Here is a 14,997-nt window from a genome sequence, read left to right on the forward strand (position 1 = left end):
ATGCACACGCCTGCCACGTTCATGAAACATCCCATTCATCCGATGCTGATCGCGGTGCCGCTGGGGATGTGGAGTTTCTCCGTCGTCTGCGACATCCTGTTCCGTTTCAGCAATTTCGGCTGGGCCTGGCATACGGCGCTCGTCACGATGATCGCGGGCCTTATCGGCGCGTTCATTGCCGCGGTCCCCGGGCTCGTGGATTACGTTTTCATCCGCAAGAGAAACGGGAGGGCCGCCAAAATCGGCGCCTACCACCTGGTCATGAACCTCATCGTCATGGCGCTCTACGGCGTGAACATCGTCCTGCGCCTGCGCGCCGATTATTCGCCGCTTCCGTTTTATCTTTCCCTCGGCGCCTTTGTTTTTCTCATCATCTCCGCCTGGCTGGGCGGGGAAATGGTTTACGTCGAACGGGTTTCCGTGGAAGAGCGCGACGAAGACGAAGGGGAAGTGGAGCTCCACAAGGTCGCCTGACCGTCCGGCCCGGAACTTGCGGGCGGCTTTATCCCGCGCTAAACTACCTCATCCACAGGACCCGGCATGATGCTTCCCAGGAATGTTTTCAAAACCCTCGTTTTCGTTTTGTGCTGCTTCGCGTGCATCGCGCCAGGCTTTGCGCGCGCCGAAGTCGTGCGCCTGAAAGACGGCACCGTGATCGCGGGCCACACCGCCGCTAAAAGCGCCGTGTCGTTTTATTTCGTTCCCGACGATGAAACGCAGAAACCGCGCTGGATTTCTCTCGCCGACGTGGAAAGCCTCCAGCTCGATGCAGTTCCGGTCTCGGTTTTAAACAAACGGCGCGAAGCCGCCGAAGCGAATCAAAAGTCTCCGCACGCACCGCCTTCCGTTTAACCGCCGGATTTTTCCGTCCTATAACGCCTTTCCTCAATGCCTGTGATAGCTATGTTATTCTGCTATCAACTTGTTGATTTTTTAATCATTCAATAACTTGTCTTTTCATAGGCGTGACTTTATCCTTGGAACGAACCTCTGTTTTGATTTTTAAAAATCCCGGACGAGGAGAACTCTATGTTTCGAACCCCTTTCTTTAAAATGACCTCTTTGATCGCGGCGGTGGCCTGCATGACCACCGGAATGCCGGCGGCTCACGCCGACTATGTTCCCATCGGGGTCAACGACCAGCAGCCCGTGGCCACGACTTCCGCGTACGCGCAGCCGCAAAGTCCGACGGCGCCCGCGGCCTCGCCTTCGATTTCCGCGGCACGGCAAACGACGGACGAGTTCCAGATCGATGACGGAGGCATCGCCGCGCCCTCCGCGAATGCGCCCACGGCGGCGCCGTCTCTGGCGGAATCCCTTCCGGCTCCGGGCATCACCGAAAGCATGCCCACGGATGACGCCGTTCAAGAGCCGGTGATGCCGCAAAGCCTCTCCGAGACGACGCCGGCCGAAACGCTGGAAGAAGAACAGCCTGACTCCATGAGTGTCGAAGCTCCGGACGAGGGAAGCCTCAGCGTGGAGACGCTTACCGATGCTTCGGAGACGGAACAGATTTCTTACGTCAGCACGTCGTCCGAGCCTCAGATCGACGACCAGGAAATTTATGACGAAACCCGCATGCTGGTGGAATTCTCGAATGACCCTGAAGCTTATCTGGAGCTCCATCCCGAAGCCGGGCTTCCCGCGGAAATGTTCCAGATTTCTTACATGGAAGAAAAGGGCGAAGAAAAGCCCCGCGCCCGGAGTTTCGGCACGGCCCTCGACGCGGCCATGCAAGGCGAAAACCCGATTCTCGAGCGCACGGTGGTCGAAGGCCTGTTCCGGATCCTGGACCGGGAAGCTTTCTGGCCCCGCATACGGCAGGTCATTCCGTCAAATTATCTCGCGGATGTGGGCATTGCCAACCTGAGGGCCGACCGTTACGCGTCGCTGGATGCGCTGCTTGCCGACATTGCCACGAATCTCGCGGCCGCGCGCAAGGCCGCTGGAAACGCGGAACAGAGAAACGCGGTCGCGGCCAAAGAGCTGATCGTCGCGCAGTTCCTCACACAGGAAGTCATTTACCGCACTTTCCATTATGATGCGGGCCGCGAACAGCCGGCCGAAGGGCAGAACCCTGCTCGCGAAACCCGGCTGTGCATGAACTGCGTGGGTGCGACGCTGGTCAGCAATGTCCTCGGGCTGCGCTCGGGATTGACGATGGGCGGCATCAGCGTGAGACAGAGCGCTGCCGCTGCGAATGGCCACGCCTCGTCCGTCATCCGCATGACCAACGGCGATCTCTACATCATGGACCAGACCTCGCTCAAGAAGGTGACCTCAGATGAGCTCAACAGCAGGAAGGGGGATTTGGAGATCACGACGGAATTTACCGTCCGCATGGGCGAGCGGACGACTGCGCGTGTGACCACGCGCGCGCCCAATTATTACCGGCCGTCCATGCAGGTGCGCATCGACGATGACGGCCTCGGCGGGCTCAGGATGCGGGCCGCATATCACCGCATGGGCACCAGCATGACTGAATCCAACGAAGCCATCGCGGCTTTCAATCAGTTCGTCCCGATTTATAATGCGAACAACAACGACCCGGCGCGGCTTCCTCCCATCCGGCGGGCGCTCGAGAAAGCCCGGGCATCGCTGGCGCACGTCACGTACCTCGAAGGGCTGGGGATCGGCGGGACCTTCGTCACCCGGGTCCGCAAACGCACGGCCCGCGCGGACGACCCGCCGGAGTTCTACACGCTGGCGGAATGGAAGGCCCAGCTGGAAGCGCAGATCAAGCGGTACGAACCTCTGGCCCGTTAGGAAAGGCCGAGCTCTTTCTTGTAGGCCTCGGTGATTTCGCGAGCGGTTTCTTCGGAAAGGGTGAAGGAGCCTGCCTCACCGCGGGGTTTTTTCTTCGCGGCTTTTCCCTGCCTCTGGCGTTCGAATGCCTCGACGCTCACGACGTTCGCCTTGTAAGCGCGCGCGTGATTGCGCACGAAGTTGTCGTCTGAAACCACCCACGCCAGGGCCCGGTCGGGCATGCGCTCCAGCACTTCCACGATCTTGTCGTCCGCGTCCTGCCCGGTTTCGGAAAAAACCGTCCTGATTTTCGGCCGTTTCATCTGCGGGAGGCCGTCGAATTCCGATTTTCCGTCGAAGACCAGCACGATTTGGGCGATGTCGCCGCGCGCGCACGCGAACAGGCTGCAGGCTTCCGCGAGCGCTTCGCGGGCCGAGCGCAGATTTTTGTCCAGGAAGTCCGAAAAGCGCGTTTTGTGGATCACATTGTAGGCGTCGAGGATGAAAATCATGCGCGATTCTACCACGCGCGCGCGCCGCGGAGCGCCGTAAAAAATTTATTTCCCCGCGCCCTGGGTTTCCCGTTTCGCGTGTGTTACCTTTGCAGCATCGAAGGATCGTGCGTCCTTCCGATGAAGGAGGCGAGTATGGCAGAAGGCGAGATCACTGCGGAACAGCTTGCCGAACAGGAAGACCAGCGGCGCCGGCGCCAGGCCCTGGCACAAGGCGGCGGCACCCAGAGCATGAAGGAATTGAAAAACCGCAAAGAAAAGAACGACAAGAAGCAAAATCAAGGTTACGCCCTCATGATGGTGCTGGGATTTTTTATCATGGTAGCCACTTTGGGAGGCATGGCCGCCCTGATTCTCTCTCTCAAGCACAGCTGATCAAGAATGAAGTTGTTTTTCCAGGGATCATCCGTAAAATACCCGGGATCAAAGCCCGGCTCTTCCGGCCTGCTTCTTAGTGACGCATCCTGTGCGGCCGGGGAGCCCGGGCACATAACAGGGTCCCGGGGTATTCTGCGGATGATCCCGTTCCTCTCGATCCCCCTTTAAACTTCTTTTCTCCGAACCCCGAATCAGTTCCGCTCCGATGCGGCGGCACAGCGGGTTTACGTAAAATTTACCAACAACGCTCTTGCGCGGCGCCTGGAAAACCGTTACAATTTGGCGATTAGTTCAAAGATTTAACTATTAGGTGTTCTAACTTTATGCCTGAAACCCTGCAAAATTTTACGGCGACGTTCCGCAGCATCCAGCCGAAGTTTTCCCGGATGTTCACGCGCATTCTGAACCGCGCGGGCCTGACGCTGCCGCAGTATGCGCTCCTGACCGAGCTCGGCCACGCGACGCGCGCCATGACCATGACCGAGATCAGCCGCAAGCTCTACATCACGAAGCCCGCCGTGACCAGCCTGGTCGACCGCCTGGAAAAGGGCGGGTACCTGCGCCGGGCCGCGCATCCGGATGACCGCCGGATTTTCCTGCTGGAAATCCTCGCCAAGGGGCGCAAGACCGTCGACTGCGTGCAGGGAATATTCCTCAACATGCTCCTGGCCACCCTGAAAAATTTCAGCGCCTCCGACCGGAAGATCATCGAGAAATTTTACGCGCATTTTTCGATCACGATCGACGACACGCTTTGCAGCAAGGAGTGCCGTTCGTGAAGAAAAGCCTTCCGGTTCTCATTCTTGTCTTGGGATTGTTTCCCGCTTCGGCCTGGGCCATGGCGCGAAAACCCCCGATGCCGGCCGAGGTGCTTCCGGCGGAAGCCTCGCCTCCGGTTTCGTTTGACCTGTGGAAATGCTACGAGATGGCGCTGAACCGCAGCGAGACCGTCGGCATCCAGAAACTGGAAGTCGCGCGTGCGCGCGCCGCTGTTCTGAAAGCGACCGGAGAAGCGATCGGCGACGTGGATTTCGTGATGACGGATTTGTGGCAGGAGCCCCAGGGCGGCGGCGGAGGGGAAGGATCTTCGGTCGGTTCCACGCTGTCCAAGCCGCAGCGCCGTGAAAACCGTTTTGAATACAGCCAGCCGCTCTTCCAGGGCGGCCGCTCGCTCGGCGCGCTGACCGGCGCCGGCAGCCTGAAGAAGCAGCGCATCGGCGAATGGCAGCGCTCCAAACAGGTGCTTTTCATGGACACGGTCAATGCTTTCTACGATTACCTGAAACTGAGCCGCGACATCGAGATTATCAGCGGCATTCTCAAACTTTATGGGGACCGGGTGTCGGACTTGAAGGAGTGGGAAAAAATCGGCCGTTCCCGCGCCAGCGAATCCGCCACCGCGCGTTCGCAGCTGGAAATTTTTCAGGCGGATCTCGCGGACACGAAGGGTGATCTTGCCGTGGCCCGCGACACGCTTGCGTATTTGACCGGGGTTGCCGTGGAACCTTCGGAGCTGCAGGATGAGAAGGAGCTGATCAAACCCGGGGAAGAGGACTGGGACCTGTTCGAAGTCGCGCATCAGCGCCCCGACGTGGAGGCCGCGCGGCAGGCCGTGACGACCGCGCGCGGCGCGCTCATCGTGGCCCAGAGCGAATTCTGGCCGGACATGACGCTCGACGTGAATCACTACGAGCACCGCGAAGGATTTCAATCCGGCATCACGTGGGACGCGCTCGTCACGCTGCGTGTGCCGCTGGGCAAAGGCGGGACGACCTTCGGCGACGTGCTGGACAACGTGAGCAGGTGGAAACAGGCCAAGCTCGTTTATTCGCAGACCGAACGGCAGGCGCAGCGGGAGATCCAGGACGCGAACGCGGAGCTGAAGAGCGCCATGGAGCGCTACGGCGCGCTCGACAAGGCCGTGCATTCAGCCCAGGAAAATTTCGATCTGCAGAAGGACGAGTATCAGAAGCGGCTCGTGACGAACATCGATGTTCTTTCGGCGCTGCAGACCCTTTTCGAAACCCAGCGCGACGCGAACGAAGCTTACTATGACGCGAAGAAAAATTACTGGAAACTGGAAGTCGCCAAGGGCGAGCTGACCGACACGCCGCATCCGGCGGTTCCCGGAGGCACGGCGTGACGCTTTCCGATTATTCGATCAAAAATCCCGTGTTTGCGTGGGTGCTCATGGCCGGCATCCTGGTGTTCGGCTGGGTGGGCTACAAGCGCCTGGGCGTGAGCCAGCTTCCGGACGTGGATTTTCCCGTGGTAACTGTCTCGGTGACGTGGGAAGGCGCCGCGCCCGAAGTCATGGAGACCGAAGTGACCGACGTGATCGAAGACGCGGTCATGAGCGTGGAAGGCATCAAGGAAGTGACGTCCAATTCCCAGCAGGGCCAGGCCTCCATCACGATCGAGCTGAACCTGAACCGCGACATCGACGCCGCGCTGCAGGACGTGCAGACGAAGATCGCGCAGGCGCAGCTCAACCTGCCCCGCGACATCGACCCGCCGATCGTGACGAAAACCAATCCCGAAGACCAGCCCATCATGTGGCTCGCGCTTTCCGGCGACAGGCCGTTCAAAGACCTTGTGCATTACGTGAGCGAGACGCTGAAAGACCAGTTCACGACCGTTTCCGGCGTGGGCGACATCCGGCTCGGCGGCTACGTGGACCCGAACCTTCGCGTCTGGCTGGACGCGGCGAAGATGCGCGAAAAAGAATTGACCGTCGAAGACGTGCTGAACGCGATCACCACCCAGCACTCGGACCTGCCCGCCGGCTACATCGACACCGGCCATAAGGAGATCAACGTCCGCGTCTACGGCGAGGCCGCGACGGCCGAGGCGTTCTCAAATCTCATCATTCCCAGCCGCGTACGCGGAGGGCCCGTGTGGACAGACCTGCACATCGGCGACATCGGCAAGGTGGAAGACGGGCTCGCGGACGAACGGCGCATCTCGCGCACCGGCGGCAAGCGCGCGATCGGCATCGGCATCATCAAGCAGCGCGGCACGAACGCCGTGTCCGTCGCCGAGGCCGTGAAGAAAAAGGCGGAAGCCCTGAAACCCATGCTTCCGGACGGCATGCAGCTGACCGTCGTCTTCGACGCCACCAAGTTCATCGAACAGTCCGTGCATTCGCTCACGATGAACCTGGTTCTCGCGGCGCTGCTCACGTCGATCGTCTGCTATGTATTCCTGGGCAGCTTCAGCGCGACCTTTAACGTGCTGCTCTCGATCCCCGTGTCCATCATGGGCGCGTTCATCATCATCTACTTCCTGGGTTTCACGATCAACACGTTCACCATGCTGGGGCTGACGCTCGTCATCGGCATCGTGGTCGACGACGCCATCATGGTGCTCGAAAACATTTCCCGCTATCACGAACAGGGCCTCGAGCGAAAGGAAGCGGCCATCATCGGCGCCCGGCAGATCACGTTCGCGGCGCTGGCCGCGTCCATCGCCATTCTTGCGATTTTCGTCCCGGTCATTTTCATGCAGGGCGTCATCGGAAAGTTTTTCTTCCAGTTCGGCATCACGATTTCCGTCGCCGTGCTGTTTTCACTCCTGGAAGCGCTCACCATCGCGCCCATGCGCTGCTCGCAGTTTCTGACCGTGGGCCATTCGACGCGGCTGGGCAAATTCATGGACGACCGCATGCACGCGCTCTCGCGCCGCTATGAGCAGGCCCTGCGTTTTTGCCTCGATCACCGCAAGAAGGTCCTGGCGGTTTCTTTGGGGGTCTTCATCCTGTCGTTCCAGCTCACCAAGGGCATCAAAAAAGAATTCGTCCCGTCGCAGGACCAGAGCCGCTTTCTCGTCCGCCTCGTCCTGCCGCTCGGGACGTCCATCGAAGAGACGGACGCGCTCTTCAAAAAAGCCGAGGCGTTTTTGATGACGCAGCCCGCGCTCAATAAATATTACAGCGCCATCGGCGGGTTCACCGGCGGCCAGGTGAATACGGGCATGCTGTTCGTCACCATGAAAGACAAGAAGGACCGGCCCAAGGTGAACGGCCATCCCATGACGCAGCAGGAATTCATGGGTGTCGTGCGCAAAGAGTTCAGCGGCCTGCCGAACGTCGAGCGCGCCATCATCCAGGACCTGTCGCAGTCGGGCTTCACGGCCCAGCGCGGTTTTCCCGTGGAATTCACGCTGCGCGGCCCGGATTGGACAAAGCTCGCGGATTACGGCAAGCAGATCATGGACAAGATGAAAGAGTCAGGCCTGATGACCGACATCGACACCGACTATCAGCTCGGCATGCCGGAGCTGCGCGTCCTTCCGGACCGCACGAAGGCGTCCCAGCAGGGCGTGAGCGTTTCTTCCATCGCCACCACGATCAACGCCATGATCGGCGGCGTGCGCAACGGCAAATTCACCAACAACGGCAAGCGCTACGACATCCGCGTGCGCCTGAACCAGGCCGACCGCGCGAGCCCCGACGACGTGAAAGGCATCTGGGTCCGCAACCAGTACGGCGAGGTCGTGCCGCTCTCCGACGTCGTGACTTCGAACATCGAGCCGTCTCTTTTTTCCATCACCCGCAAAAACCGCGAGCGCGCGATCAGCATTTTCGCCAACCCCGCTGCCGGCCATTCGCAGCAGGAAGCCATCGACTACGTGCGCACGATGTCGGACAAAGTCCTGGAAGGCGAATACCACGCGGTTTTCTCCGGCGGTTCGCAGGCTTTTGCCGAATCGTTCAAGAGCCTTGTCTTCGCGCTGCTCATGGGCATCTTCGTGGCCTACATGGTGCTCGCCACGCAATTCGGCAGCTTCATCCACCCGTTCACGGTGCTGCTCGCGCTGCCGTTCAGCGTGACCGGCGCTTTTGCCGCGCTTTTCATCAGCCGCAATTCCATGAACCTGTACAGCATGATCGGGCTCATCCTGCTCATGGGCATCGTGAAAAAGAATTCCATCCTGCTCGTGGATTTCACCAACGAGCAGCGCCATCAGGGCAAGGCGCCGCGCGAGGCGCTCCTCGAAGCCTGCCCGGTGCGCCTGCGCCCGATCCTTATGACGTCCATCGCGACGGTCGCCGCGGCCATTCCCGAAGCGCTTTCCTGGGGCGCGGGCTCGGAAACCATGACGCCCATGGCCGTTTCCGTCATCGGCGGCGTGACCGTTTCCACGATCCTCACTCTTTTCGTCGTGCCCTGCGCCTACCTTGCTTTCTCACGTTTCGAGAAACAGGTCTATCAGAAGCCCGAAGACGGCGCGCCCGCGCCCTCCTCCGCGCCCTTACACGCGAAAAAATAATCCGCTGCTTAAACGTGAGAGCATGGACGGGGACAGGTCTTTAGACTTGTCCCCAAGGTTTTGAGAGCAGGAGGCCGGATGCAAGCGTGCAAGCGTTCGCCGCAAAACGGCTTCCCGAAGAAACACGGCTCTTGCAATCCACGCATCTCCCGAGGACAATAGACCCCATTACTGGAGGTGTCCCATGCTCACGATGCTGAAGACCAAAGGTTATGCCGCCACTTCGCCCACCGCGCCGCTTTCTCCTTTTTCCTTCGACCGCCGCGAGCCCGGCCCGCGCGACGTCCTGATCGAGATCCTTTATGCCGGCATCTGCCACTCCGACATCCACCAGGCGCGCAACGAATGGGGGAACGCGACGTACCCCATGGTGCCGGGCCACGAGATCGCGGGACGCGTGGTGCGCACGGGCGCCCAGGCGAAAAAGTTCAAGGCCGGAGACGCGGTGGGCGTGGGATGTTTCGTGGATTCTTGCCGCGCTTGCCCGAGCTGCAAGGAGGGCGAGGAGCAATTCTGCGAAAAGCATCCTTCCTTTACCTACAACGGCACCGAGCAGGACGGCAAGACGCCCACTTACGGCGGCTATTCGTCGCAGATCGTGGTCGACGAAGATTACGTGCTGAGAATTCCGGCGTCGATCCCGCTCGATAAAGCCGCGCCGCTGCTCTGCGCGGGCATCACGACCTATTCGCCTCTGCGCCGTTTTAAGGTGGGACCCGGCATGCGCGTCGGGATCGTGGGGCTTGGAGGCTTGGGGCACATGGCCGTCAAGTTCGCGGCCTCGATGGGCGCGGAAGTCACGGTCTTCAGCACCTCCAAAGCCAAAGAGGCGGACGCGCGCCGCTTCGGCGCCAAAGATTTCGTGATTGCCAAAGACCCGAAAGCGCTCGAGCCGCTGGCCGGGAGTTTTGATTTCATCCTGGACACCGCGTCCGCCAACCACGACTTGGACGCTTATCTCAACATGCTGCGCCGCGGCGGAACGCTCGCGCTCGTCGGCGCGCCGGAAAAGCCGGCCGAGTTCCACGTATTTTCGCTGATCATGAAGCGCCGCGGGATCGCGGGCTCCTTGATCGGCGGCCTCCGCGAGACGCAGGAGATGCTCGATTACTGCGGCAAAAAAAATATCGCGCCCGACATCGAAGTCATTCCCGTCCAAAAAATCAACGAGGCCTACGCCCGCACGGTCAAAGGCGACGTGCGCTACCGTTTCGTGATCGACCTGAAAACGCTTTAATTCCGCTGAGCATCAACAGGGAAGGCGTCTTTTTCCGGCACCTCGTTTTCCCTCCTCGAATGCCTCTTTAAAATGTCAGGGATTCTCTGAAAATGACCCATTTCCTTTCCTTCGCTTGACCCTTGCGCGGTTCGAAATAGAATAGAAAAAATCATTCCACATCAAGAACTCATTGTTAGGCTTCAGATCGCCATGAAAACAGAATTGATTCCTGCTCAACTTTTAGAAGATTCCGGCGACATGCGGCACGTGGTGCAGCTGTACCGCGGAGAGGATTTTCTTCTCCAGGCGCTGGAGTCTTTTGCCGACGCCGGCCTCCGCAAAGGCGAAACCGTCCTGATTATTGCCACCGGTCCTCATCTCTCCGCCTGTACCTCGGCCCTTGCCGCGAAAGGCCATAATCTTGCCGCCGCGGCCGGGAGCGGGCAGTGGCATGCCTACAACGCGGAAATCCTGCTGCCTCAAATCATGTCCGGAGACATGCCCGATGCCAAAGCCTTCGACGCGCTCGTGGGTGCGGCGATACGGCAGGCGATAGGGTTCCGGAAGAAACGCAAGATGCGCGCCTTCGGCGAACTGGTGAACCTGCTTTCGGAAAACGATAATCTCAAGGGAGCGGAAGCGCTCGAAGACCTGTGGAACGAGCTCGTCCCGCGTTACCGGTTCTCGCTTTATTGCGCCTATGCCATGGACGCGCTCGATCCGAAGAGGTATCACGGCGCGGTCCAGCAGGTCTGCAGGACGCATTCCCATTTCGTCACGGACCTGGACAACGGCCAATTTGATAACCACTTGGGGCAGGCTTTGCGCGAAATCCTCGGCTCTGAACTTTCGCTCATGGTTCGCCGGATGGCCGTCTCCGAACGCAATTTCACAGTCCGGATGACGGAAGCCGAAGCGGTCAAACATTGGCTGTTCAAAAACATGCCCCTCACTGCAGACAAGATACTGAACGCGGCGCGGCATCACCTCGAAGCGCCGACAGGAGCTCCTGCCCTAACGCGGTTGAAACCGATGCTTGCCTAGGCTAAAATAGAGCATTCTAAGACCGTTGTTTATCCCCCCGGGAAGGAATTGCTGTGAACGTTTCGGATCTTTTTGTGAAGTGCCTGGAGAATGAGGGCGTCGAATACGTCTTCGGTCTTCCGGGTGAAGAAATCGAAGACCTCCTTTTTTCGCTGGAAAAATCCACCATCAAATTCATCGCCACGCGCCATGAGCAGGGCGCGGCCTTCATGGCCGACGTGTGGGGACGCCTCACGGGCAAAGCGGGCGTGTGCCTCGCAACGCTCGGGCCGGGCGCCACGAACCTCGTCACCGGTGTCGCGGATGCGAACCTGGACAAAAGCCCGGTCGTCGCCATCACGGGACAGGCCGGCCTGCACCGGGCGCACAAGGAAAACCATCAGTACCTCGACATCGTCAGCATGTTCCGCCCCATCACCAAGTGGAATGCCGCGATCGCGGATCCTGACACGGTTCCCGAGGTCGTGCGCAAGGCGTTCAAAGTCGCGGAAAGCGAGAAGCCGGGCGCCGCGCACATCGAGCTTCCCGAAGACGTCGCGGCAATGCAGGCCGATGGGGCCCCGATCCCCGTGGTCAAGGTGCGCCGGCCCGACCCGGACAACACGGCGCTGAAAGAAACCGTACGCCTCCTGAAAAAGGCGAAGCGTCCGCTCATCATCGCGGGCAACGGCGCCGTGCGCAAACCGGTGTCGCCGCACCTGGTCAAATTCGTCGAGAAATTCAACATCCCCTACGTGAACACGTTCATGGGGCAGGGGTCTGTCCCGGACAACAGCCCGCAGTCGCTTTTCACGATCGGCCTCGGCTTCCGCGACCTCGTGATGGACGCGGTCGACGCCGCGGACCTGATCCTCACCATCGGCTACGACATCGCGGAATACTCGCCCGAGCGCTGGAACCCGCGCAACGATAAGACCATCGTGCACATCGACTTCACGGCCGCGGAGGTCTACACGCATTACCAGCCCGCGGTCGAGATCGTGGCCGACATCGCGGCAACGCTGCGCGAACTGACCGCGCTTTTTTCTAAGGAAGATAAGGTCTTCGAATATTTCTGGTACGTGCCCGTGCGCGAGAGCATCATCGCCGACCTCAAGAGCTACACGCTCAAAAAAGGCCGGCCGTTCACGGTGCCCGGCGTCCTGAACGTGCTTCGCGAAGTCATGGCCGACGAGGACCTTCTCATCAGCGACGTGGGCAGCCACAAGCTCTGGATCGCGCGCAATTTTCCCGTGAACACGCCGAACGGATGCCTGATCTCCAACGGGCTGGCGAGCATGGGCTTTGCGCTTCCCGGCGCCGTGGCCGCGGCGCTTACCGGCCAGAAGCGGAAAATTGTGGCGGCCATGGGCGACGGCGGCTTCCTGATGAATTCGCAGGAGCTGGAGACCGCGAAACGCCTGAAGCTGGGCTTTACCGTGCTCATTTTCAACGACAACGATTACGGGCTCATCAGCTGGAAGCAGACCATGAGCCGCGGGCGCACGACGGGCACGCGCCTGACCAATCCCGATTTCAAGAAATACGCCGAGAGTTTCGGCATTCCCTGCTATTCGCCCCGCGATCTGGCTTCGCTCCACCGCGATCTGAAGAAAGCGGTTTCGTCCGGCGAGCTCTGCATCGTGGAAGTTCCCGTGGATCCCAGCGTCAATCTCAAGCTGACGGGCAAACTGGCCGCGGCGCGCAAGGCAAAGAAACCCGCATGAATACCCCCACCGTGAATCCCGCGACCGGCGAGGCCGGCCGCGTTTATCCGGAAGTAACGCCGTCCGAACGCGCGGCGCTTCTTGCCTGCGCGGCGGCGGCCTTCGAATCCTGGCGCCTGCTTTCGCTCGGCGAACGCGCGGCGCGCTTCAAGTCCGCGGGCGAGGTGCTCAGGCGCGGCGCGCGGGAGCTCGCGGTGCTGATCGCCGCGGAAATGGGGAAGCCCGTGACGCAGGGGCGCAAGGAAATCGAAAAATGCGCGCTCGTCTGCGATTATTACGCGGAGCACGCCGAAAAATTCCTTTCTCCCGAACCCGTGAAAACCGAGGCCTCCAAAAGCTACGTGGCGTTCGAGCCGCTCGGCACGGTGCTGGCGGTCATGCCGTGGAATTTCCCCTTCTGGCAGGTGTTCCGCGCCGCCGCGCCCGCGATGATGGCGGGCAACACGATGGTGCTCAAGCATGCGATCAATGTTCCGGGCTGCGCGGTAGCCATTGAAAAAGTTTTCATCGACGCCGGCTTTCCGGAAGGCGCCTTCCTCAACATCCATACCGATAATGCGGGCGTGGCCGCGATCATCGAGCATCCCGCGGTCAAGGCCGTGACCTTGACCGGCAGCGTAGCCGCGGGAAGGGCCGTCGCCTCGAAAGCGGGAAGCATGTTGAAAAAAACCGTTCTCGAACTCGGCGGCAGCGATCCTTATCTTATCCTGGCCGACGCGGACCCGAAAGAAGCGGCGTTTGTCTGCGGCCAGTCGCGGATGATCAATTCCGGACAGAGCTGCGTCGCGGCCAAGCGTTTCATCGTGGAAGAAAAAGTCTACGACGCGTTCACGCAGGGGCTCGCCGATTACATGAAAGCGCTGAAGATGGGCAATCCGCTCGAAGAGGGCACGGAAGTCGGCCCTTTGGCCCGGCTGGACCTTCGCGACGGCGTGCACCGCCAGGTCGAGGAAAGCGTGCGCAAAGGGGCGCGCCTCGTGACCGGAGGCAAGCGGCCGGAAGGCCCCGGCGCGTTTTATCCGCCCACGGTGCTCGCGGACGTAAAAAAAGGCATGCCCGCCTTTGACGAAGAAGTCTTCGGCCCCGTGGCCTCGGTCATCAAGGTGCGAGACGAAAATGAGGCGGTCCGGACGGCCAATGATTCGGTTTTCGGGTTGGGCTCGGCAGTCTTCACGCGCGATGTGAAAAAAGGCGAACGCATCGCCCGCGAATTGAAGGCCGGCATCGCATGCGTCAACGCGTACGTGCAGTCCGACCCGCGGCTTCCTTTCGGCGGCGTCGAACAGTCCGGCTACGGCCGCGAGCTCGGCATTTTCGGGATCCGGGAATTCGTCAACATCAAGACGGTCTACGTCAAATGAAGCATGTCCTTCTCGTGGAGGATAGCGCGGCGCAGTCCAGGCTCATCGAAGAGGCCTTCAAGGTCGAAGGGGCCGGCTGCACGCTTGACCTGGCTGACGACGGCGGAAAAGTCCTGGATTATCTGAAGAGAAAGCCGCCCTTCGAGAAAAAAACATTTCCCGATCTCATCCTGCTCGATCTTCATCTTCCTCCGATGGGCGGCGAAGCGCTTTTAAAAATGATCCGCGAGGAAAATAGTTTCGAAGCGCTGCCCGTGCTTGTCCTCTCCAACTCCGATTACGTCGAAAACGTTTCCCGCTGCTACCAGCTCGGCGCGAACTGCTATCTGATCAAACCTTCGAGCTTCCGCGATTTATGCGGCATGGTCAGGGGCCTCAGAAAATTCTGGCTCGACTCCAAAAGAGCCGGGAATCCCGTCCGCGTTTAGGCGGCTCCTTCTTCCGTGCCCTCTTTTTAACCGCTTCTCCGAAGAACTCCTTTTCCCAACTTTCCTCTAAACGACCGAAGGATAAAAAATTGATATTTAATGATAGTTATTACTATTTAATGATATTACTTTTTTGCTAGTTAGTTTGTATCTTTTAAAAAGCGTCGCTAAACTTTAGGTGGGTTTGATCGAAGATGCTAGTTCACCGGGTTTGAGGCGGCTGGGGGGGCTTCCTTAGACCTAAATATCAAAGTAGGGTGTATGGATCCAACAAAACCTGACGCCTTCAAAGAGGGAACCGCCCCCCGCGGCAAGAAAGGGATGCGCGCGACA

Annotated in this window: 13 protein-coding genes; 12 read left to right on the forward strand and 1 reads right to left on the reverse strand. The window is 59.9% G+C overall.

What is annotated here, in order from left to right; translation table 11 throughout:
• From VL688_07010 to VL688_07020, 3 genes are all read left to right on the forward strand, one after another.
• Window positions 1-474: a DUF2231 domain-containing protein gene (locus VL688_07010; GenBank protein HTL47798.1), complete on the forward strand. Its 474-nt coding sequence runs from the start codon at window positions 1-3 to the stop codon at window positions 472-474.
• A gap of 66 nt (window positions 475-540) precedes the next feature.
• Window positions 541-852, forward strand: coding sequence for a hypothetical protein (locus VL688_07015; GenBank protein HTL47799.1), 312 nt, complete (start codon window positions 541-543; stop codon window positions 850-852).
• Between the two features lie 177 nt (window positions 853-1,029).
• On the forward strand, window positions 1,030-2,766 hold the full coding sequence (locus VL688_07020) for a hypothetical protein (GenBank protein ID HTL47800.1): 1,737 nt from the start codon (window positions 1,030-1,032) through the stop codon (window positions 2,764-2,766).
• Here VL688_07020 and VL688_07025 read toward each other — a convergent pair.
• A complete protein-coding gene (locus VL688_07025; GenBank protein ID HTL47801.1) occupies window positions 2,763-3,257 on the reverse strand; it encodes an NYN domain-containing protein in 495 nt (164 codons plus the stop codon). The genes VL688_07020 and VL688_07025 overlap by 4 nt on opposite strands.
• Window positions 3,258-3,392: 135 nt before the next feature.
• On the opposite strand from VL688_07025, the gene VL688_07030 reads away from it, so the two are divergent.
• The 9 genes from VL688_07030 to VL688_07070 all read left to right on the forward strand — a co-directional run bounded on the left by VL688_07030 (window position 3,393) and on the right by VL688_07070 (window position 14,664).
• Window positions 3,393-3,632 (forward strand): hypothetical protein, encoded by a 240-nt coding sequence (locus tag VL688_07030; protein HTL47802.1) that lies wholly within the window; start codon window positions 3,393-3,395, stop codon window positions 3,630-3,632.
• A gap of 326 nt (window positions 3,633-3,958) precedes the next feature.
• A complete protein-coding gene (locus VL688_07035; protein ID HTL47803.1) occupies window positions 3,959-4,414 on the forward strand; it encodes a MarR family transcriptional regulator in 456 nt (151 codons plus the stop codon).
• Window positions 4,411-5,778 carry a TolC family protein gene (locus VL688_07040; protein HTL47804.1) on the forward strand — a complete coding sequence of 456 codons (1,368 nt, stop codon included), beginning with the start codon at window positions 4,411-4,413 and terminating at the stop codon, window positions 5,776-5,778. Before VL688_07035 ends, VL688_07040 begins: the two co-directional genes overlap by 4 nt.
• Window positions 5,775-8,906: an efflux RND transporter permease subunit gene (locus VL688_07045; protein ID HTL47805.1), complete on the forward strand. Its 3,132-nt coding sequence runs from the start codon at window positions 5,775-5,777 to the stop codon at window positions 8,904-8,906. The genes VL688_07040 and VL688_07045 overlap by 4 nt, the downstream gene beginning before the upstream one ends.
• Before the next feature lie 193 nt (window positions 8,907-9,099).
• Window positions 9,100-10,143 (forward strand): NAD(P)-dependent alcohol dehydrogenase, encoded by a 1,044-nt coding sequence (locus VL688_07050; GenBank protein HTL47806.1) that lies wholly within the window; start codon window positions 9,100-9,102, stop codon window positions 10,141-10,143.
• Window positions 10,144-10,383: 240 nt separating this feature from the next.
• Window positions 10,384-11,169, forward strand: coding sequence for an MEDS domain-containing protein (locus VL688_07055; GenBank protein ID HTL47807.1), 786 nt, complete (start codon window positions 10,384-10,386; stop codon window positions 11,167-11,169).
• 53 nt (window positions 11,170-11,222) lie between these two features.
• Window positions 11,223-12,875 carry an acetolactate synthase large subunit gene (locus VL688_07060; GenBank protein HTL47808.1) on the forward strand — a complete coding sequence of 551 codons (1,653 nt, stop codon included), beginning with the start codon at window positions 11,223-11,225 and terminating at the stop codon, window positions 12,873-12,875.
• Window positions 12,872-14,236, forward strand: a complete 1,365-nt coding sequence (locus VL688_07065; GenBank protein HTL47809.1) for an NAD-dependent succinate-semialdehyde dehydrogenase — start codon at window positions 12,872-12,874, stop codon at window positions 14,234-14,236. Before VL688_07060 ends, VL688_07065 begins: the two co-directional genes overlap by 4 nt.
• On the forward strand, window positions 14,233-14,664 hold the full coding sequence (locus VL688_07070; GenBank protein HTL47810.1) for a response regulator: 432 nt from the start codon (window positions 14,233-14,235) through the stop codon (window positions 14,662-14,664). The genes VL688_07065 and VL688_07070 overlap by 4 nt, the downstream gene beginning before the upstream one ends.
• Window positions 14,665-14,997 lie beyond the last annotated feature (333 nt).

Source organism: Verrucomicrobiia bacterium (assembly GCA_035495615.1).
GTDB lineage: Bacteria > Omnitrophota > Omnitrophia > Omnitrophales > Aquincolibacteriaceae > DATJFP01.